The following is a 20848-nucleotide window of genomic DNA, read 5'->3' as shown; positions in this document are numbered from 1 at the left end:
GTGTCTTTATTGTAAAAATATCAATAAATTTAAAAAAGCACCACTACTTTAGGATAATATATAATGGCTCCTACAGCGATAGCTGCCATCGCTGCAAAAAAAACGGCTCCGGAAGCAATATCTTTAATAAATCCTATCTTCTCATGGTATTCCGGATGAATAAAATCGGCAATTTTTTCCGCGGCAGTATTTAAACCTTCTATAGCTAACACAAGCCCTATTGCCAGTATCTGCAGCATCCATTCTGTTGATGAAATATTAAAATAAAAACCGGCAACGGTAATAAGGATACCTATTGAAAACTGAACCATTATACTATGTTCGGTAGTAATAAGCTTATAAGCTCCTTTAACCGAGTAAACAGTACTTTTCATCCTTCCTTTAACAAACCTGTTATCTTTCATGTAACTTTTACAGGTTATAATTTATAATGCTGCAAGGGCATCCTGATAATTTGGTTCATCTTTAATATCAGGAACCTGTTCTGTATATTTTACAGTTCCGTTTTCATCAAGAACTATTACAACTCTGGAGTGTAAACCTTTTAGTGGGCCATCTTCAATGTTTAAACCATATGCTTTCCCGAAACCTGCATCTCTGAAATCTGAAAGTGATATAACGTTATCAAGTCCTTCAGCTCCGCAAAAACGATTTTGTGCAAATGGTAAATCGCGGGAAATACATAAAACTTTAGTGTTTTCAAGCGCTGAAGCTTTTTGATTGAAATTTCTAACCGATGCCGCGCATGTACCTGTATCTACACTTGGGAATATATTTAATATAAGTTTACTGCCTTTAAAGTCTGCAAGTGAAACTGTTGAAAGATCTGTTTTTACAAGAGTAAAATCAGGTGCCTGAGTTCCTGTTTTAGGCAATTCGCCTGAAGTTGTAACGGGATTTCCGCCCAGTAAGATATTAGCCATTTTCTGTGATTTGTTTTAGAAAAGCAAAAGTAAGAAAATATATGGTATCCTATGGCAGGTATAAGATTTTTATAAATACATATATAGCATAGCTAAACTCATTACTATCATTAACCCATCTTCAATAATAGTTACTGTGCTCATTGGTAAATTAAATACAGCTCCCAAACAGGCACATTGTATCTTATTTTTGTTTATCACACTTTGTAGTACCCCAATAAGGCTTACACCCATTAAGATAGCAGTAAAAGTATTTGTAAATAAAGGATTAAAATTAATAACAAAAGCAATGCCGAGCATTAATTCTAAAAAAGCATATATATAACCCCATGCTAAGAACTTCTTTGCAACTATATCATACATAGTATAACTGCTAGCAAATCCGCGGAGATCTAACATTTTGAAAAAAGAAAAAATTAGAAAAAACCCTGCCATATATACACGCATGAACAGCATTAGGTCAAACGTTTTTCTATATAAAGCTATTATTAAAGAAATAGCAGCTATATATCCAAAAATCAAAACTATAGGTTTATATATTTCTAACCATGTGCGTGTATCTTCAAAAGGAGTCTCAAATATATTTTTCTCAGAAATATGATCCTGTTTCAGTTCTGATAATTGATATTTTGGGTAGTCTTTTAGTGCATTTTGAAGTATTTCGGCAGAGATGTGTTTATCCATTGTAACAGTAGCTTCTCCCTTTTCAAGATTAATATTCACATCTGTAACTGAAGGTATATTTTTAAGTAAATGGCTTACTTTTGCAGAGCATCCTTCACAGGTCATTCCCGTAACACTATATATATGTATCATAATTTTTGTCAATAAAATTTATAATACAAATTTAGTAATGCTGCAGGGAGCATATATTATACAATTTTTAAAATTGCTAATGATATTCACAGTTCACTAATATTTCTGCGTTTTATTTCTTTGATTGATTTATAGAAGGTAGGAGTGAGACCCGTTACTTTTTTAAATTGGCTTGAAAGATATGCCGCACTGCTGTAACCCAGGGAAAAAGCAATTTCTGCGAGAGAAAGCTCGTCATAAACCAGCAATTCTTTTACTTTTTCAATTCGCTGTGTTATGTAATATTTTTCAATTGTAGTGGCTTCAACTTCAGAGAAAAGATTGCTCAGGTAAGTATAATCATAGTTTAATCTTTCAGCAAGCCATGAAGAAAGATTGGTTTTTAATATCTCATCAGAATGATGCACAAGATAAACAATCTCATTTTTAACCTGCTCAATAATTCTGCTTTTTCTGTCTTCAATAATCTCAAAACCAAGTTTTTTTAAAGATTGTTCCAGATGTCTTTGTTCTTCAGGAGTAAGCTCATTGGTGATTTCAGCTTCACCAAGCTCTACAGAATTTACAGTGAGGTTCATCTGTTCAAGCTCGTTAAGTACAGCCGTTATACAGCGTGGACAAACCATGTTTTTTATATATAAGTGCATTAATTGTATGTTTTAATCCAGTTTGTAATTTCATCTAAAACTTTTGCTTCGCTATCCGGTTGGTTCATTCCTACATCATGGCCTTTACCTTTCATTGTTACCAGCTTTGATTTTATATTCTTTTCTTGTAGCTTTTTATACAGATCTGCTGATTGCTGATAATCTACCAATTCATCTTTTGTTCCGTGAACAAGTAATGTCGGAAGCTGCTTTACTTTCTGGTACGGACTTATATCTGTAAATTTTGAGATGAAGTTATCCGCAGTATAATTATCGTTGGCCAAAAATGAAATTGTTTTTATCAGTCCGAGTTTCTGTATATGCTCAAATGTTTTGATGTCATCAAATTTAGACGGTGCACATAATGCAGAAATTGATTTTATATTTCTACCGGATGTATATCCATACAACAGTGCTAAGTGCGCCCCTGCGCTAATACCGGCCATATTAAATTGATTGGTATTGAATCCTTTTTCGGCGGCCATTTTCTGAAGATATATAACTGCATTGTCAATGTCCTCTAACAGATCGGTTGCATGAACGGCTTCGCCTACATAACGATAATCAACATTGGCGACTATGAAACCGCGGTCTCTTAAATCTTTTGATGTTTTATGGGTATATTCTTTACCACCCAGAGACCAGGCACCACCATGAAGCATTACAAGCACAGGAGTAGAAGTAGTATATGTTTTCGGAAGAAATAAATCAAGAGTTTGCTGGTTATTTTTACCATAAGCCAAATTTAAGATGTCTTCCTGATGTTGAGCCTGAAGGTTGAAAGCTATAAAGAAAAAGAGTAAAGAAATTATTTTGCGTATTATATTCATTGGGATAAAATAAAAAAGTAAAGTTAAATAAAAAACGCTCCCGTTTCCGGAAGCGTTTTTACTATATGTAAAGCGAATGAAGTTTAGTTTTTATCTATAGCACCCAGAACACGCATCATAAAACTGTTCAGGGCTTCTTTTTTATCCATTCCGTCTTTAATCATTTTATTTACCTCAAGCGCACCATACATATTAGAGATAAGTTCTCCTACTACGTCAAGTTCTTCATCTTTAAGAGAAGGGACCTCAGTAAGAGCCTCAAGTACTTCAAGGGTTTCAATAATATAATCCTGGTCGTTATCCTCAATAAATTGAGTTAAATGCTTAATTACTGGTAATTTCATTGACTAAATCAGTTAAAACTTCAACTTTATTTGTTTGCACCTGATTTACAAGTACACCATTTTTAAATGCAGCAAATGTAGGCAGGTTATCTACCTTTGCAAGTTTCCTTGATTCAGGGAAATTTTCAGCATCGGCAATAACAAATGTTACATTTTCATTTTCATTAGCCATTTTTTTAAATTTTGGCTTCATTATCCTGCAGTTTCCGCACCATCCGGCTGAATATTGCACCACTACAACAGGGGCATCGGCTACGATTTCTGCTAAATTATCCTTTTCAAGTTCTTGCAACATAGTTTTAATTTTTAATTAGTTAGAAGAAAGGTAGCTAGCTACACCACTACGGTCTGCTGTCATTGCTTCTTTTCCTTCTTCCCAGTTTGCAGGGCAAACTTCTCCTTTAGTTTGTACGTGAGTATAAGCATCAATAAGTCTTAAGTACTCATTTACGTTACGGCCTAATGGCATATCGTTAACACTTTCGTGGAATATTTTTCCAGTCTCATCTACAAGGTATGTAGCTCTGTAAGTTACATTTGAACCTGTAAGGATAACTGAATCTGTTTCGTCGTTGTATTCAGAAGACTCAACATCAAGAATGTCAAGAATATTTGCAAGGTTTCTGTTAGTATCAGCAAGAATAGGATAAGTAACACCTTCTATACCACCTTTATCTTTAGGTGTATTTAACCATGCAAAGTGAACTTCGTTTGTATCACATGATGCACCTATTACAATTGTATTTCTTTTTTCAAACTCGCCTAGAGCAGCCTGAAAAGCATGAAGTTCAGTAGGGCATACAAATGTAAAATCTTTAGGATACCAGAATAGTAGTACTTTTTTGTTATTGTTTACAGCCTCTTCAAAAATGTTGATTCTTAAATTGTCTCCCATTTCAGAGATAGCGTCTACAGCAATGTTTGGGAATTTTTTTCCTACTAATGACATAATGTATTATTTTTTTGGGTTATAATTTTTTTACAATTGCAAAAATAGACATTATAAGCATTATCTCACAATGACTATTATCATATTTCCTTATGTACAAATAGAAATTTACTATACTATATAAATTATAGATTTATTATGAAATAAGCAAAGAAAGACATCTTTTTTAGATTAAGTTTTTATATTTGTTAATTACACAATAATGCTGCTAATAATAATTGCAATCAATGGCTTTAAAAGATCTATTCAGGAAAAAAAACGTTCAGGACATACTTAATCAGGTTGATAATGCCGATGGTCATCAATCTTTAGGAAGGCATTTACGGGTTAAAGATCTTGCTGCTTTTGGTATTGCTGCAATTATTGGAGCAGGTATATTCAGCACAATAGGTAAGGCCAGTGCAGACGGAGGCCCTGCTGTTATTTTTCTTTTTCTGTTTACAGCCTTAGCTTGTGGCTTTGCTGCTTTTGCCTATGCAGAGTTTGCATCAATGGTACCTGTTTCAGGAAGTGCTTATACCTATTCTTATGTTGCTTTTGGTGAGCTAATAGCCTGGATAATAGGATGGGCGCTTATAATGGAATATGCTATAGGAAACGTTACGGTTGCTATTTCCTGGAGTGATTATTTTACAGGATTGCTGGAAAGCGGCGGTATATATTTACCGCAATGGATTCAAATGGATTATTTAACCGCTTCTAATGGTTATCATGAAGCCATGGCATTAATGCAGGGTGGGAAAACATTTGAAAATCTTGATAGCGGATTAAAAATAGCCTATGAAGCTTATACTAATTCACCTGCTATAGGTTCACTTCATCTTATTGCCGATCTCCCGGCTCTTTTAATTATTGTTCTTATAACTGCTCTTGTATATAGAGGGATGAAAGAATCTCGTAATGCAAGTAATTTAATGGTGGTTGTAAAACTCTGTATTATATTATTGGTTATAGCCGTAGGTGTTTTCTATATTGATACTGATAACTGGGATCCGTTTGCACCAAACGGAGCTGCAGGAGTACTTAAAGGAGTATCTGCTGTTTTCTTTGCATATATTGGTTTTGACGCTATCTCTACCACTGCTGAAGAATGTGAAAACCCGCAGCGCGACTTACCAAGAGGTATGATGTGGGCTATAATTGTCTGTACTATTCTATATGTATTAATTGCCTTGGTATTAACCGGAATGGTGAATTACAATGATTTGAATGTAGGAGACCCGTTGGCTTTTGTGTTTAATAAGCTTGATTTAAAATGGATGTCAGGTATTATTGCTGTTAGCGCTGTAATTGCTATGGCAAGCGTATTACTGGTTTTCCAGATGGGGCAGCCACGTATATGGATGAGCATGAGCCGTGATGGTTTGCTGCCTAAAAAATTCTCAAGAGTACACCCAAAATTTAAAACTCCATCGTATGCTACAATAGTTACAGGTTTTGTAGTAGCTATACCTGCACTATTCCTTAATCTTACTACAGTTACTGATTTATGTAGTATAGGTACTTTATTTGCTTTTGTTTTAGTATGCGCAGGTGTATTGGTGCTGCAAAATAAACCAGATATACCAAGAGGTAAATTTAAAACACCTTATGTAAATGCTAAGTATATAATGCCATTAGCACTTATTGCAGGTTTAATATTTTCTTTTACTTACAATAAAGAAACTACAATGGCTTTTATTTCTAATGAAAGACAGGTAAACAGCCCTTCAGCAATTGTGACTTCATTAACTGAGAATGAAGCTAAATCTTTATATAATCATTTAACCGCTGATAATAAGTTAGGAGAAAATCAGGATTTAGAGCAAATATTAAGCGGATATGAAGGTGCTGAATATACTGCAATAGTTGATGCGCTTCCTATTTCTGACAGTATTAAATATGAAAGCGGATTTGATTTGTTTAAACATAAAATACCAATGTGGGTATTTCTTATCTCACTCATATTTATTGCTATTTGGTCTTATCGGGAAAATCTTTCACTTATACCGCTTTTAGGACTTATAAGCTGTTTGTATATGATGGCCGAGCTTAGCGTATGGAACTGGATTTATTTTACAGTATGGCTTTTAATAGGGCTTGCCATATATTTTGGTTTCAGCAGGAAGAATAGTAAGTTGAATTTTGCAAGCCAGTCATCTTAATTAAAAGCTTTCAAATACACCTAATCCAAATAGGGCAAAATCATATTTTACTGGATCGTTTTTGTCCATCAAGCGCAACTGGGCATCAAGTTCGGCCAGTGCCTTGCCGTCATTTTGTTTTCGGGTAAGGATACCGAGTTTTCGGGCTACATTTCCTGAATGTACATCAAGAGGGCAGGAGAGGGCTGCCGGAGAAATAGTTTTCCATATACCTAAATCTACTCCTGCATTATCTTTTCTTGCCATCCATCTAAGGTACATGTTAATACGCTTAGCTGCCGAACCGGCTAATGGATCTGATACATGCTTTTGTGTACGGTTTTGATGCTCTATTTCAAAAAATACTTTTTTGAATTCATGTATTGCCTTTTGCATGCCTTCGGGTTGCTGATGTTTAGCAAATACAGCCTCAAGTCCCCCGTGGTTATTATAAATATGTTTGAGCGCTTTAATGAAAGTAGAAAAGTCCAATCCGTTAAATGTTCTGTGAACGAAATTTTCTAAATTTTCCAAATGATGATCTTTATGATTTATTATGAAATCATAAGGGCTATTGCCCATCAAATCCACCATTTTTTTAGCATTAGTTATAATCATCTTTCTATTGCCCCAGGCAATAGTCGCTGCAAGAAATCCTGCTATTTCTATATCTTCCTTTTGAGTAAAGAGATGGGGAATTTGTATAGGGTCACTCTCTATAAAGTCGGGCTTATTATATTGTAGTACTTTTTCGTTAAGAAACGAACGTAATTCATCAGCATTCATATCCATGCTGCAAAAGTAGCGCATACCTGTAAAGTTTCAAAATAATGAAATTTGGGTGCTATTTATAATGTTATTGAATCTACCGTTCTGACAATCTGACCATCACTCATTATAAGTTTTCTGTCGGCCATATCAGCAAGCTCATCATTATGGGTTACAATAACAAAAGTTTGTCCCATTTCATCACGAAGCTTGAAAAATAACTGGTGCAGGTTTTCTGCGGAAGCGGTATCAAGATTTCCGGAAGGTTCATCTGCAAAAATAACAGCCGGTTTATTTATAAGCGCTCTTGCCACAGCTACACGTTGTTGTTCACCACCTGAAAGTTCTCCCGGTTTGTGGTCTATACGGTGTGATAGCCCTAAATATTCAAGCAGCTTTTTGGCTTCGGTCTCAGTTTCAGTTTTAGGCATGCCGGCAATATAAGCGGGAATACAAACATTTTCCAAAGCAGTAAATTCTGGTAATAGCTGGTGAAACTGAAAAATAAATCCAAGCTGAAGATTTCGAAATTTTGAAAGCGCTTTGTCTTTCATTTTTAAAACATCTTCGTTATTAATGACAAGTGAAGTATCGTTCTGTTTGTTTGGCTTGTCCAGCGTACCCAGTATTTGGAGCAGCGTGGTTTTTCCTGCTCCTGATGCTCCTACAATAGAAACTATTTCACCTTTTTTTATATGCAGGTCAACACCCTTTAAAACATGGAGCTGATCATAATATTTCTGAATATTCTTTGCCTGTATCATTAATATGCCGTTTCCCACAAAGAAACAAACATTTTAAAAAATAATAAATCTTTTGGCATAATATTTCGTATGTATAAGTATAAACTTTAATTAAGAGCTATAAAAACATCTTATATAAATTAATTTATAAAAAATATAATATGAAAAAGGCATTAACATTAGCATTGGCGGTTGTTTCGTTATCTTGCCAGTCTAAAGCAAGTCCTGAAAAGGCAATTGTGAAATCTAACAAAGGAGAAATTAAAATGGATGACAAAAAATTTGAAACTGCCATTTTTGCAGGCGGTTGTTTTTGGTGTACTGAAGCGTTTTTTACAGATTTAAAAGGAGTAGAAAAAGTGGTATCCGGCTATATAGGCGGTAAGACTGAAAACCCTACTTATAAAGAGGTTTGCAGTGGATATACAGGTCATGCTGAAGCTATAAAAATTACTTTTAATCCGGACGAAGTAGCCTATGAAGATTTACTGGAAATATTTTTTGCTACTCATGATCCAACAACTTTAAACAGACAAGGGGCAGATGTGGGAACACAATATAGAAGTGAAATATTTTACACTACTGATGCGCAAAAAGATACTGCTGAAAATTTTATAAAATTACTTACAGATCAGCATATTTATGATAAAAAGATAGTAACAAAGGTAACAAAGGCTCCTGTGTTTTATCCTGCGGAAGATTATCATCAGGATTATTATGCACAAAACTCTAATCAGCCATACTGTTCAGCTGTAATTACGCCTAAGCTTGAAAAGCTTAAAAAGAATTATAAATCAAAATTAAAACAATAATTTTTGCAAACAAAAGCTCTCATTTATGAGGGCTTTTCTGTTTTAAAGAGAAAACCTAATCCTAAAGATTTGAGCATTTTTTTTTCAAACCGCCAAAAGAATTTGAATTGTCCGAAAAGGAATCCAATTGATACTAAAAGTATCTGATAAACAGGGAAAATGAGAATTATATATAAAGGATAATAAAACCAGGGTGAAACCGATTGCTTAGTAATACCTATCCATGCTAATATTGGTTTTGACAGATAGGCAGATGTGGAGCCTGTAATAGCAAACACAATAAATATAACAACAAACTGAAAGTTGCTGGTTATGCCCCAGCGTTGTTTAAGATTTCCCATTCCGGTTAATAAAGTAGCACAAATATATTGGTTTTACTATTGCAGCGCAATCTTTTAACTTCTTTATTTAAAATTATTCCAAATTATAAAACTGGTTCATTTTAGCCAAAAAGATCTAGAACTGAGGAACTATACCTCCGAACTTCTGTCGGTTAGTTACCTGAAAGTAAACAAGGTAATTATAAAGTAAGTAATTTACTTCATAACCATAATCAATTCTGGGGCTGTAATCAATTGTCATTTGATACATATCACCAAATCGTTGAGGGCTCATTACGCGTGTATTCCATTCCATTACCCAAAGTCTGTTTTTATTTTCAAGATAGGGTTGATTGTAATAACCTCTCGGCCGGGCACGTGATACCAGCCAGCTATTAAATCCTGGATCTATAATTATAATTTCATATTCAAGTGAATCATTTGCAATACGTACGGTGTCATTTACTGCAAGTAACTTGTTATTATCTTGATTATTGTTAGGTAGAGAAGAGGCCCTGCCACAGCCAACAATGATACATAACATTGCTGCGATTATTATAATATATGTCTTCATACACTTTTTGCTTATAAATTTAAACAATAAAAGGCGCCCGACAAATAATGTGAGCGCCTTTATATGTATAAATACCTATTAATTAAGCTGTTGCTGTAGGTTTAGTGCCTGTTATAGCTTTTTGGGCAGTAGTTTCGTTATGAGATTTCATTTTATCTGCAATTTCACCACCTTTTTCTACTACTTCATCGAATTTTTTGCGTGCAGATTCCTTAATGTTTGAGTATTTATCTGCAATATCACTACCAAATTCTTCTGCCTTACTAATAATACCGTCTAAATGGCCTCTTCTTTTAAGAATAATTCCTACTACTGCTAAGGCTGCAACTCCTGCTGCAACTCCTAAAATTACTTTTTTGTTACTCATAGCTTTTACTTTTTAATGATTTAATTATTGATTAATTTTAATCGTTTTTTATTTCATTACTAAGTTAATCATTGATAAACAGAAGGTTTACTAAGGTTCTCTTAAAGTTTTATGATTTAACTTTTAATTAATTATAAAGGAGAGAAGAGGGAGTAATTTGTTAAAAATAGTATGGGTAATAAGAAGCATAAACAGCTGAAGCACCTTATGGGAGAGGTGCAGGTATTTTAAGAATTTAACAGGCAATTAAACAAATAATGGATATTCATCTTCATCATGCATATCAAATTCACCTTCTTCATCTAATTCTGCTTCGGTAATATATCCGAAGATTTTTACTAAACCGAATCCGGCCATAGCTGCTAATAAAAATTTAAAGAGTTTCATGTCGTCCTTACTTTTAAAATTAATGTTTTTTTTCATGGCTTTTAAATTATCAATTGTTTTGTAGGCTGAATTTACGAATAACCACATTTCTGCCAGGGTTATTTAGCAAAATTTTAATAAATAAAAGCTTCTTTTGAAATGAAAAGGAGATTTCTTGTAATGAAATTTTGAAGGCTTTTATTGAAACAAAAATTTATAATAGAAGTATGAAATTTTATATAATCCTTATTAAAATTAATACAATCATTAAATGTGCCTGACCATAATTATTTTATCCGCCGGATTATCTTCTTCAAAAAAGTTCTTGATAATACCACATTGTTCAAATCCGAATTTTTCATAAAGTTTTCGTCCGGCTGTATTTGTACTGTATACTTCCAGCCATATAATACTTAACTGTGACTTGTTTATTGCCCATTTCATAGCACTTTCTAATAATAAACTGCCTATTTGTTTGTTCTGCCATTCATAAGCTATGCCCATACCAATCATTCCGGTATGAAAAAGTTTTTTACGCTGGTTGCCTGTAAGATCTAAATTTCCAATAAGTCTGTCGTTATATTCAGCTAACAATAAAAGGCTGTTATATTCAGTAATAAATTTCTGTATCCATTCTTTTTCCATTTGTACATTGTTTTTGTATTCACACTCATACAACGGAATACTTGTAGTATTTTTTAAATATCCCTTTTTTAATTCAATAAGAGATTTTGCGTCATCTTCAGTCGCCTCTCTGATAATAATCTCTTTACCGTCTTTTGTAAAATGTGTTACAGGCTGTATTTTCATTTTTAAGGCAGTTTAAATTCAGGATTATAAATTAGTCCGATAATATTATCCCAGGGATCTTTTACTGAAGCTACCATTATTTCACCTCCTACATTTTGAGGCATCTCATGTGGCGTAGCACCAAGATTAAGAAACCTCTCATATTCAGTATTTATATTTTCTACACCCCAGTAAGTTACAACGTTATCTCCTTTGACAGAATCATCAGGCTGTAAACCAAGTTCATAACCTGCAACATTAAAACCTACATAAAAAGGTTCATCAAAATAAGGTTCTGTATTAAAAGCTCTGGCATACCATTCCTTTGCTTTTTTAATGTCATTAACTTTGTAGCCAACAGTTCTTAGTCCCAGTATTGTTTTCATGCTTAAGGGTTTATGTTTGTATATTACAAAAGTAGTTAAGATAATTAAGGCAAAAACAAAAAAGGTGTCATTTTAAACCCCAAACAATTTACTATATTTGTCACTTTGTAAAGAAACAAACTGAAACAAATCTATGAAACTATTAGAAGGAAAAACGGCTATTATTACCGGTGCGAGCAGAGGTATAGGCCGTGGCATTGCTGTTGTTTTTGCTAAACATGGTGCCAATGTTGCTTTTACTTACAGCGCTTCTGCAGAGGCTGCAAAATCGCTTGAGAATGAGCTAAAAGAATATGGTGTACAGGCTAAAGGTTACCAGTCTGACGCTGCCAATTTTAATGAAGCTCAAAAGCTTGTAGATGATGTTCTTGCTGCCTTTGGAACAATTGATATCCTTATCAATAATGCAGGAATTACCAAAGACAATCTTTTAATGCGTATTTCTGAAGAAGATTTCGATAAAGTAATCGAAGTAAATCTTAAATCAGTTTTCAATATGACAAAAGCTGTTCAGCGTCCAATGCTTAAACAGCGTTCAGGCTCAATTATAAATATGAGTTCTGTAGTAGGAGTTAAAGGAAATGCAGGACAGTCTAACTATGCTGCATCTAAAGCCGGAGTTCTTGGTTTTACTAAATCAATAGCTTTGGAATTAGGTTCAAGAAATATCCGCTGCAATGCTATAGCTCCTGGTTTCATTGAAACTGAAATGACAGCTAAGCTACCTGAAGATGTTGTAAAAGGATGGGCGGAAAATATTCCTCTAAAGAGAGGCGGTACTACAGAAGACGTGGCTAATGCCTGTCTTTTCCTGGCATCAGACATGTCTGCCTATGTAACAGGCCAGACACTTAATGTGGATGGAGGTATGCTCACTTAATCCAGGAAATAATATAATAATTATAAATACCCGATAATTTAAAATGACTGCATCTACAATTTTATTGTTAGTATTATCTGCATTTGCAGCGTTAGGGTTATCTTATTATCAATATTTATTTAAAGCCAAAAAGAAGGGCAGGTTATTCTTCTTTTTGGCTTTTCTTCGTTTTATCACTTTGTTTTCTATTTTTTTGTTGCTTATTAATCCTGTAATTACAACAAAAGATTTAGATACAGTTAAAACACCACTTCCTGTTGTTGTAGATAATTCACAATCAATAAGAGAATTAGGAGTCGATAAAATAGCTACAGAACTTTCTGAAAAAATATCTTCAAATAAAGAGCTTAAAGATAAATATGAAGTTCAGCTGTATAGTTTTTCTGATGGTTTTGAAAGCGCTAGAACTTTAGAATTTAAAGGTAAACAAACTCATATCGATCAGGTTGCCCAAAATCTTAAACAATTATACAGAAATACTAATTACCCTGTTGTATTGATTACTGATGGCAATCAGACTATAGGTAACGACTATGTTTACAGTTTCCGTGAAAATACTTCGGTATATCCGATTATATTGGGTGATACAACAACATTTACAGATCTCCGGGTAAATCAGGTAAATGTAAATAAGTATGCCTTCTTAAAAAACAAATTTCCGGTAGAAGTTTTTCTACAATATAGCGGAAATAAAAATGTAAATGGAGTATTTAATATCATGCAGGGGAATACTGTACTGCATAAGCAAAACATTAATTTTTCTAAAGATAAAAAGGCGGCATCTGTTTCTGTTCTGCTAAACGCAGATAAGGTAGGAGTACAAACTTACAGGGCTGTAATAACTTCTTCTGAAGCTGAGAAAAATAAATATAACAATTTAAAAAACTTTGCAGTAGAAATTATAGATCAGCGTTCTGAAGTTGCCCTTATTTCTTCAATAAACCATCCTGACCTTGGGGCTATTAAGCGTGCTATAGAAACAAATCAACAACGTAAGGTTACTATACTTAAACCCAATGAAGTTAAAAACCTTCAGGACTATAACGTGTTGATTTTGTACCAGCCGGACAGTTCATTTAAATCACTGCTTGAGAAAAATAAAAATGCAGGATTAAATACTTTAACTATAACAGGGCTAAGCACTGATTTTAATGTATTAAACCAAACTCAAAATATTTTAAACTTTAAGATGACATCTCAGAAAGAGGATTATCTTGCAGATTTCGAATCAGGGTTTAACTCTTTCGCTATAGATAATATTGGTTTTGAGCAATTTCCACCATTACAAAATCCATTTGGTACTATTACTGTAAAAACAAATATAAATACACTTCTTCAGGCACGTATAAGAAATGTAAAAATAGATAGTCCTTTATTATTTTTCACCGAAAATGGAGCAACTCGTGAAGCATACATCCTGGGTGAGAATATTTGGAAATGGAGAATGGAAAGTAATCTTAACAATAAATCATTTGAACAATTTGATGTGTTTATTGATAAGATCATACAATATCTTGCATCAAATTCGAAGCGTAAATCACTTGTTGTCAATCATGAAAGTTTTTATAATTCAGGAGAGGTAATTCCCATTACTGCACAATATTTTAATAAGAATTATGAATTTGATGAAAATGCCAGGCTGACAATCCAATTAAAAAATAAAAAGACAAATTCATTAAAGACTTATGATTTCTTAAAGGGTAATGGAGAATATAAGGTTAATCTCGATGGACTTGAACCGGGAGTATATTCTATTGTAGTCAATGAAAACGCCTCTAAAACAAGCTATACAGGTTCGTTTGAGGTTTTAGATTTTGAAATAGAAAAACAATTTGTTAATCCTGATATGAAACGCTTACAGCAAGTTGCTACTAATACAAATGGTGCAGTTTACTACGCAGATAATACAGATAAACTTATTGATACTCTCCTTAAAAATGAAGATTACAAAGCTGTTCAAAAAGAGATTACAAAGAAATCGCCTTTAATCGACTGGATGTGGCTTCTTATAATCTTATCTATATCGCTTGCTTTTGAGTGGTTTACAAGAAAATACAACGGCTTACTTTAATCTATCCTTAAATTTTTTATAAATAATAGTTTAAAGGCCTAATAGTCTTTAAATTTGATGTAATTCAAAAAATAAATTGTATGAAAAAAATACTGTATTCTTTTAGTGTTATTTTAATTATGGTAACTATGTCCGGTTGCAAAACATCACAAACAGCAATATCTAAAGAAGCTATAACTGCCTCAGCCTGGCAATTAACAAATATTATGGGCAAAGAAATTACAGCTTCTGATGATGCTAAAGGAGTGCCTGACGCTACTTTTACAACAGAGAACAGAATTAGCGGTAATGGCGGATGTAATAGCTATAGTGGCCCCTATACACTGGATGAAAAGGGTAATCTGAGTTTTGGAATGATGATTTCTACCAAAATGTTTTGTCCCGGGAATGGAGAAGGTGAATATATGAAAGCTTTGGGAGAGGTAAACAAAGCAAAAATTTCAAACAATAAACTTATTTTATTGAATGGTGATAAAGAACTTTTGGTTTTTATGCCCAAAAAAGGAGAGTAATGATTACAAAACCGGTATTGGATTTTTTAGTACAGCTTGATAAAAACAATAATAGAGAATGTTTGCTGATAATAAAGAAGAGTTTAGGACTATAGAAAGCATCACTAAAAATTTTTTTAATGAGATTGGTACTGATCTTCAAAAACAGGATTCAATAGAAAATATCCAGATTTACAGAATTTATAGAGATATCCGTTTTTCAAAAGATAAATCCCCTTATAAAAAATATTTAAGCGCATGGTATTCCCGTACAAAACCTTTTTATAGAGGAAGCTATTATTTGCATATAGAACCCGGCAACAGCTTTGTAGAAGGAGGTTTTTGGCAGCCTAACCCGGATGATCTGAAGCGCATTCGTAAAGAATTTGAACTTGATGATAGTGAGATACGATCTATCATAAACGCTTCTGATTTTAAAAAATACTTTGGAGATATTAAGGGTGAAGAATTAAAGACCGCTCCTAAAGATTTTGATAAAAACCATAAAGCGATAGATCTTATACGTAAAAAACAGTTTTTAATAGTGAGAAGGTTCTCAGATAAACAAGTACTTGATAAAAGTTTTAAAGATGAAATACTTGCAACTTTTGTGGCTATGCGTCCGTACTTTGATTATATGAGCGATGTGCTCACTACGAATTTAAATGGAGAAAGCATTATAGAATAAAGAGGTTTACACACCTCTTTATTTATTCTGTTTTAATCATAAGCTGAACCTGATCTTTTAATCTTTCTATAAGCAGGTTCATCATACGTTTATTAAGATTTGATGAGTTTTGAATGTACTCCCTGAATTCCTCAATTGTAAAAAAGGCAATTACCATCCCTTTTAACGCATTTCTAAACTTTATATCTTTATGTACTGCATTGTCTATAAAATTTAATTTCTTATCAATATTAAAAGAATAAAAATCGCTTTTTGATTTGTTTACATAATTAATGAATGACTCTACAAACAAATCATTCTGAAGCTTTAATATGGGGCGTATTGTTTTGTTTTGAAAGGTTTCTTCCTGAGAGGATTGAGGGTGGATTTCTCCTAATGCTTCACCACGGATGGAAAGTATTTTTGGGTCGCGTTGGTTCATGTTTTTATTTTAAAGATAAGAAAAAACCCTGTAAGAAAACAGGGTTTTTAAAGTAAAATATTTTAGAATCTGAAACGGACACCAAGTGCAATATCCGGTCCGAAATTATTTTCACGGAAATCATCATCTCCAAAATAAAGTTCAGGTCTGAAATCTAATGATAATTGTAAAGGAAAATCAAAATTATATTCTATACCTATATCACCGGCAGCAAAAAGAAAAGTTCCGCTATCATCATCTCCATGATAATAGTTAGGTACACGATCGTTAAAATCCCATGTTCCTACACCACCACCAACACCTGCATACCAGTTAAATCCACCTTCAATATTCCATACCCATTGATATAAGGCAGCAATTTTTACAGCATCATAATAGTCAGAATCACGCCATCCTAAGTCAAGTTCTAATCTGTTGTCTGTACTTAGTCTGCGCTGGTAAGATACTTCTCCTCCAAAGCCATCATTGTCTCCTAAACGAAGACCTATAGCATTTTTTTCCTGTGCCTGCGAGCTAAATGCTAAACCTATTAGCAAGAAAGCTGATAACAATACTTTTTTCATAAATGATTTATTAGGTTATTTGCTTTCAAAATTAACATCTCTCTTTGGTAAGGATAATTGAACGTTAATTTTTTAACAGTTATCATTATGTTAAAGAAATTATTCTACGCTGTAGTCAACCAGTATTTCTTCCTGGTGTTCTGTTCCTGATTGTGGTATAGGTAATTCAATATTAGGCAATTGTGCCAGATTATAGAATAGGTCTGTAATTGTTTTTACTGCACCGATACCCTGGGCATAATATTGTGTTGAAACAACTACATTTTGCTGCGGCATTAAAGGATAAGTGAATGGAATGGGGATTTCGGGCAATTGAACAGTAACATCAATTCCCAGATTAAGAGTAATTTCAACTGGTTTTACAATATTGTATTGGTTGTTGCCTGAAATAAAGTTTTCTATAGAAGGTTTTGAAGTAGAAGTCAGATTGTAATTTAAAGTTAGCGTATATCCTTCTATTTCCTGATTTATAGTCCCGGAAATTGTTGCAAGCTGAGTATTGTCTGAGGCATTTTCATCAAAAATCACAAAGTCATTTACAGAAAGATTAAAAGGTAAATCCTGAGAAAAGTTTAATCCGGCAGACCCTGAAAGATAAATTTTACCATCAGCCTGCCTGATACCATTATTATTAAGAGCATTAGACAGAAAACCGTAAGGTAATTGTTTCGTTTTTAATTTTTGATATACCAAGTTGTTAATAATAGTATCATTTGACATATACAAAGAATCTCTGCCGCTTAAAATATTACTTTGTACATCATATACCCAGTAATTTCCTTGTGTTGTCGGTATAAAAGAACCCGTAGAAGTATTATTATCTCCATTACTGTCATCACTGGAACAGGAAATAATTAAAAGGCTAAAAATTAATAATAAATAATTGTTTTTCATGTTAGTTAGGATTTTGCGCTAATCTAACAATTTTAAATCAAACTTATTTATTTGTAAACAGCATTGTAGTAACAAGCTGTTCACTTAGTTTTGTTTCAAGCTCAAAATAATCGTCTTCAACTACAGTGTTTATTTCTTCATGCCTGTAAAGCTTCCATTTCTTTTTATTGTATTCTAAAGCCGTAAGATTTTCTATCCAGTCGCCAGAATTAAGATACATAACACTACCTTTTTTATTTTCCCTGGTAGTTATTATAGGTTCATGTATATGCCCGCAAATTACATAATCATAATTGTTTTCTATAGCAAGGTCTGAAGCGGTTTCTTCAAAGTCAGAGATAAATTTAACTGCTTTTTTTACGCTTGATTTTATTTTTTTAGATAATGAGTACGGTTCTTTGCCCATTTTTTTAAGTAACCAGTTTACAAATCTGTTAAGGAGTATTAGGTAATCATAGCCAATTCCGCCTAACTTCGCTATCCATTTAGCATGGTGTACAGAACTATCAAAAACATCGCCATGAAAAAACCACGCTTTTTTGCCATCTAATTCTAACAATACTTTATCTACTATAGAAAAATTCCCCATAGAGGTACCGCTGAATTTACGCAGCATTTCATCGTGATTTCCTGTTATGTAGTAAACCTTAGTCCCTTTTGAAGCAAAATCAAGTAATTTCTTAACTACTTTTAAATGTGATTTAGGAAAATAAGATTTTCTGAACTGCCATATATCAATAATATCACCGTTAAGTATAAGAGTTTTGGGCTTGATGGAAGACAGATAGTTAAGGACTTCCTTAGCATGGCAGCCATATGTCCCTAAATGTATATCTGATAAGACTACAAGATCAACATTCCTTTTTTTCATCAGAGTGTTTTTTCTTCTGCAAATTAAGAGCTTATATATAAACGTATGTTTATGACAATGTTATTAAAATGATTCTGTTGAGTAGATTGTTTTAATATGTTTTATTTCCTTAATATAAAGGAACATCTTACTTTTGTTAAAAACACTCTCGATGGCAGGAAATACATTTGGAAAAATATTCAGACTCACAACCTTTGGCGAATCACACGGAACAGCCATAGGTGGAGTGATAGATGGTTGCCCTCCGGGTATAACCCTAGATATGGAAGCTATACAGACAGAGCTTGACAGAAGAAGGCCTGGGCAGTCTGCTATTGTTACGCAGAGAAAAGAATCTGACAAGGTTGAATTTCTTTCAGGTATTTTTGAAGGTGTTACAACAGGAACTCCGATAGGCTTTACAGTTCCGAACACTAATCAGAAATCGGATGATTATTCTCATATAAAAGACACCTACAGGCCCTCCCATGCAGATTACACATATGATAAAAAATATGGTATTAGGGATTACAGGGGCGGTGGCAGGAGTTCTGCAAGGGAAACTATAAGCAGGGTAGTGGGAGGAGCCATAGCAAAACAAGTAATTCCTGACATTAGCATTAATGCTTTTGTGTCTTCAGTTGGAGAAATATTTATAGATAAGCCTTATCAGGCGTTAGATTTTTCATTAATCGAAACTAATGACGTTCGCTGCCCGGATCCTGCAACTGCAAAAAAAATGGAAGAGTATATAAAACAGATTCGTAAGGAAGGTGATACGGTAGGAGGAACTATAACCTGCGTAATTAAAAATGTGCCTGTTGGTTTAGGTGAACCTGTGTTTGATAAATTGCATGCAGAACTTGGTAAGGCAATGCTTTCTATTAACGCTGTAAAAGGATTTGAGTATGGCAGTGGATTTTGTGGTGCCAAAATGAGAGGAAGTGAACATAACGATTTATTTAATCCTGATGGTTCAACAAAATCTAATCTTTCCGGCGGAATACAAGGCGGAATAAGCAACGGAATGGATATTTATTTCAGAGTCGCATTTAAGCCGGTGGCTACTATTATGCAAAAACAACTGACTATAGATAATAAAGGTCATATTGTAGAAATGCAGGGAAAAGGAAGACATGACCCTTGCGTAGTACCAAGAGCTGTACCAATAGTTGAAGCAATGGCTGCATTAGTAATTGCTGATCTATATTTACTTAGTGATATTTGAATTTAGTTGAAAGCTTAATTTTCAATAACTTAATATAGTGTAATAAAGAAAAAAATATCTTTTTTGTAAATTTTGTAGGTTTTGTTTGTTTATAATCTGAAAACTTTTCCTATTTTTGGAAAAAATTAAAAACTATTTATCATCATGAAAAAACAATTACTTGCCGGAGCCTTTGTATTGGCTTCTTTTTTCGCCGCACAGGCACAAACAATTTTTAGTGTAGACTTTAGCGTTGCTGATGAGGCTACTTTAGGAGATTGGTATTTAATAGACGCAGATGGAGATACTGATAATTGGGGCGTTCAGACAACTGCTGTTGATGCATCTACTGCATATGGTTTTGATGGAGGATTTGCTTTTTCTGCGTCCTATAGTGATGATGCTGGTGCACTTACTCCTGATAACATGTTTGTAACTCAAGCTTTTGAAGTACCTGCTGAAGGCGCTACTGTATCTTTCAAAGTTGGTGGTCTTAATGACGAGTATTTCGCTGAGCATTATGCTGTGTATGTTGTAACGGATGAATTTTTCTCTGCAGAAGGAAATACAATAGCAGATTTAATAAATGGTTTAGGAGAAGCAAAGATTGAAGAAACTTTGGCTGGACCTAATGCCGTATCTAAAAACTTCGTTATTTCTGATAATGTTGGTGAGTCTGTAAGAGTTGTTTTTAGGCATTATCAATCTACTGATGAATTATATTTAGTACTTGATGATGTTGAAGTGACGACTGGTAACACTGCCGGTGTTAATGATAACACTATCGCTAACCTTTCTGTATTCCCTAACCCAGTTAATAATGGTTTAGTAAATATTACTGCTGACACTCTTGTTAATAACATCACTATTGTTGACCTTAACGGTCGTACAGTTAAAGCTGTAAAATTCAACGGTGTTTCTGAAGCTCAGGTAAATGTATCTGATCTTGCTTCTGGAGTTTATATGATGACTATTGCTTCAGATAAAGGTACTACAACTAAAAAAATCGTAAAAAACTAATTAGTT

At 33.6% G+C, this 20848-nt stretch carries 28 protein-coding genes; 8 read left to right on the top strand and 20 right to left on the bottom strand.

What is annotated here, in order from left to right; all coding sequences use genetic code 11:
* Positions 1-29: 29 nt before the first annotated feature.
* From NHE85_RS14920 to NHE85_RS14885, 8 genes are all read right to left on the bottom strand, one after another.
* On the bottom strand, positions 30-404 hold the full coding sequence (locus NHE85_RS14920; RefSeq protein ID WP_252812942.1) for a diacylglycerol kinase: 375 nt from the start codon (positions 402-404) through the stop codon (positions 30-32).
* Between the two features lie 21 nt (positions 405-425).
* Positions 426-923 carry a thiol peroxidase gene (gene tpx, locus NHE85_RS14915; RefSeq protein WP_252812941.1) on the bottom strand — a complete coding sequence of 166 codons (498 nt, stop codon included), beginning with the start codon at positions 921-923 and terminating at the stop codon, positions 426-428.
* 69 nt (positions 924-992) lie between these two features.
* Positions 993-1739 carry a heavy-metal-associated domain-containing protein gene (locus NHE85_RS14910; RefSeq protein ID WP_252812940.1) on the bottom strand — a complete coding sequence of 249 codons (747 nt, stop codon included), beginning with the start codon at positions 1737-1739 and terminating at the stop codon, positions 993-995.
* A gap of 86 nt (positions 1740-1825) precedes the next feature.
* On the bottom strand, positions 1826-2386 hold the full coding sequence (locus tag NHE85_RS14905) for an AraC family transcriptional regulator (protein ID WP_252812939.1): 561 nt from the start codon (positions 2384-2386) through the stop codon (positions 1826-1828).
* Positions 2386-3216: an alpha/beta hydrolase gene (locus NHE85_RS14900; protein ID WP_252812938.1), complete on the bottom strand. Its 831-nt coding sequence runs from the start codon at positions 3214-3216 to the stop codon at positions 2386-2388. The genes NHE85_RS14905 and NHE85_RS14900 overlap by 1 nt, the downstream gene beginning before the upstream one ends.
* An 83-nt stretch (positions 3217-3299) precedes the next feature.
* Complete coding sequence (locus NHE85_RS14895; RefSeq protein ID WP_252812937.1) at positions 3300-3560, bottom strand: hypothetical protein; 261 nt, start codon at positions 3558-3560, stop codon at positions 3300-3302.
* Entirely contained in the window at positions 3541-3855 is a 315-nt protein-coding gene (locus NHE85_RS14890) for a thioredoxin family protein (RefSeq protein WP_252812936.1), read from the bottom strand. The genes NHE85_RS14895 and NHE85_RS14890 overlap by 20 nt, the downstream gene beginning before the upstream one ends.
* A 15-nt stretch (positions 3856-3870) precedes the next feature.
* Positions 3871-4509, bottom strand: a complete 639-nt coding sequence (locus NHE85_RS14885) for a peroxiredoxin (protein ID WP_252812935.1) — start codon at positions 4507-4509, stop codon at positions 3871-3873.
* Positions 4510-4736: 227 nt separating this feature from the next.
* On the opposite strand from NHE85_RS14885, the gene NHE85_RS14880 reads away from it, so the two are divergent.
* A complete protein-coding gene (locus NHE85_RS14880) occupies positions 4737-6653 on the top strand; it encodes an amino acid permease (protein WP_252812934.1) in 1917 nt (638 codons plus the stop codon).
* Here the strand turns inward: NHE85_RS14880 and NHE85_RS14875 are convergent, their stop codons facing one another.
* Complete coding sequence (locus tag NHE85_RS14875) at positions 6654-7418, bottom strand: TIGR02757 family protein (RefSeq protein ID WP_252813318.1); 765 nt, start codon at positions 7416-7418, stop codon at positions 6654-6656.
* 62 nt (positions 7419-7480) lie between these two features.
* Positions 7481-8164, bottom strand: coding sequence for an ABC transporter ATP-binding protein (locus NHE85_RS14870; RefSeq protein ID WP_252812933.1), 684 nt, complete (start codon positions 8162-8164; stop codon positions 7481-7483).
* Between the two features lie 245 nt (positions 8165-8409).
* Here NHE85_RS14870 and msrA point away from each other — a divergent pair, with 245 nt between their 5' ends.
* Entirely contained in the window at positions 8410-8955 is a 546-nt protein-coding gene (msrA, locus tag NHE85_RS14865) for a peptide-methionine (S)-S-oxide reductase MsrA (protein WP_252813317.1), read from the top strand.
* Between the two features lie 23 nt (positions 8956-8978).
* Here msrA and NHE85_RS14860 read toward each other — a convergent pair whose 3' ends face one another.
* The 6 genes from NHE85_RS14860 to NHE85_RS14835 form a co-directional block, all read right to left on the bottom strand.
* Positions 8979-9296, bottom strand: coding sequence for a DUF6787 family protein (locus tag NHE85_RS14860; RefSeq protein WP_252812932.1), 318 nt, complete (start codon positions 9294-9296; stop codon positions 8979-8981).
* A gap of 115 nt (positions 9297-9411) precedes the next feature.
* Positions 9412-9849, bottom strand: coding sequence for a DUF6146 family protein (locus NHE85_RS14855; protein ID WP_252812931.1), 438 nt, complete (start codon positions 9847-9849; stop codon positions 9412-9414).
* An 82-nt stretch (positions 9850-9931) separates the two neighbouring features.
* Complete coding sequence (locus NHE85_RS14850; protein ID WP_252812930.1) at positions 9932-10216, bottom strand: hypothetical protein; 285 nt, start codon at positions 10214-10216, stop codon at positions 9932-9934.
* Between the two features lie 246 nt (positions 10217-10462).
* Positions 10463-10690, bottom strand: a complete 228-nt coding sequence (locus NHE85_RS14845) for a hypothetical protein (protein ID WP_252812929.1) — start codon at positions 10688-10690, stop codon at positions 10463-10465.
* A 159-nt stretch (positions 10691-10849) separates the two neighbouring features.
* The gene (locus NHE85_RS14840) at positions 10850-11392 is read right to left on the bottom strand and encodes a GNAT family N-acetyltransferase (RefSeq protein WP_252812928.1); all 543 of its coding nucleotides are present in this window, start codon (positions 11390-11392) and stop codon (positions 10850-10852) included.
* 2 nt (positions 11393-11394) lie between these two features.
* Complete coding sequence (locus NHE85_RS14835; RefSeq protein ID WP_252812927.1) at positions 11395-11757, bottom strand: VOC family protein; 363 nt, start codon at positions 11755-11757, stop codon at positions 11395-11397.
* Between the two features lie 133 nt (positions 11758-11890).
* Here NHE85_RS14835 and fabG point away from each other — a divergent pair, with 133 nt between their 5' ends.
* The 4 genes from fabG (at position 11891) to NHE85_RS14815 (ending at position 15887) form a co-directional block, all read left to right on the top strand.
* Positions 11891-12637 carry a 3-oxoacyl-[acyl-carrier-protein] reductase gene (fabG, locus tag NHE85_RS14830; protein ID WP_252812926.1) on the top strand — a complete coding sequence of 249 codons (747 nt, stop codon included), beginning with the start codon at positions 11891-11893 and terminating at the stop codon, positions 12635-12637.
* A 43-nt stretch (positions 12638-12680) separates the two neighbouring features.
* Entirely contained in the window at positions 12681-14708 is a 2028-nt protein-coding gene (locus tag NHE85_RS14825; protein ID WP_252812925.1) for a hypothetical protein, read from the top strand.
* A gap of 80 nt (positions 14709-14788) precedes the next feature.
* On the top strand, positions 14789-15220 hold the full coding sequence (locus NHE85_RS14820) for an META domain-containing protein (protein WP_252812924.1): 432 nt from the start codon (positions 14789-14791) through the stop codon (positions 15218-15220).
* A gap of 58 nt (positions 15221-15278) precedes the next feature.
* Complete coding sequence (locus NHE85_RS14815) at positions 15279-15887, top strand: DUF2461 domain-containing protein (protein ID WP_308219362.1); 609 nt, start codon at positions 15279-15281, stop codon at positions 15885-15887.
* 22 nt (positions 15888-15909) lie between these two features.
* Here the strand turns inward: NHE85_RS14815 and NHE85_RS14810 are convergent, their stop codons facing one another.
* From NHE85_RS14810 to NHE85_RS14795, 4 genes are all read right to left on the bottom strand, one after another.
* The gene (locus tag NHE85_RS14810) at positions 15910-16308 is read right to left on the bottom strand and encodes a glyoxalase (RefSeq protein WP_252812923.1); all 399 of its coding nucleotides are present in this window, start codon (positions 16306-16308) and stop codon (positions 15910-15912) included.
* A 62-nt stretch (positions 16309-16370) separates the two neighbouring features.
* Positions 16371-16871, bottom strand: a complete 501-nt coding sequence (locus NHE85_RS14805) for a porin family protein (RefSeq protein WP_252812922.1) — start codon at positions 16869-16871, stop codon at positions 16371-16373.
* A 99-nt stretch (positions 16872-16970) separates the two neighbouring features.
* Positions 16971-17765 (bottom strand): hypothetical protein, encoded by a 795-nt coding sequence (locus NHE85_RS14800; RefSeq protein WP_252812921.1) that lies wholly within the window; start codon positions 17763-17765, stop codon positions 16971-16973.
* Positions 17766-17808: 43 nt separating this feature from the next.
* Positions 17809-18636 carry a UDP-2,3-diacylglucosamine diphosphatase gene (locus NHE85_RS14795; protein WP_252812920.1) on the bottom strand — a complete coding sequence of 276 codons (828 nt, stop codon included), beginning with the start codon at positions 18634-18636 and terminating at the stop codon, positions 17809-17811.
* A 151-nt stretch (positions 18637-18787) separates the two neighbouring features.
* On the opposite strand from NHE85_RS14795, the gene aroC reads away from it, so the two are divergent.
* Both aroC and NHE85_RS14785 read left to right on the top strand, forming a co-directional pair.
* Positions 18788-19843: a chorismate synthase gene (gene aroC / locus NHE85_RS14790; protein ID WP_252812919.1), complete on the top strand. Its 1056-nt coding sequence runs from the start codon at positions 18788-18790 to the stop codon at positions 19841-19843.
* A 144-nt stretch (positions 19844-19987) separates the two neighbouring features.
* The gene (locus NHE85_RS14785; protein WP_252812918.1) at positions 19988-20842 is read left to right on the top strand and encodes a T9SS-dependent choice-of-anchor J family protein; all 855 of its coding nucleotides are present in this window, start codon (positions 19988-19990) and stop codon (positions 20840-20842) included.
* The last annotated feature ends 6 nt before the right edge of the window (positions 20843-20848 follow it).

This window comes from Flavobacterium sp. NRK1 (genome assembly GCF_024054175.1).
Classification (GTDB): domain Bacteria; phylum Bacteroidota; class Bacteroidia; order Flavobacteriales; family Flavobacteriaceae; genus Flavobacterium.
The sequence above is the reverse complement of the archived record's forward strand: the minus strand, read 5'-3'. Positions and strand labels throughout refer to the sequence as shown.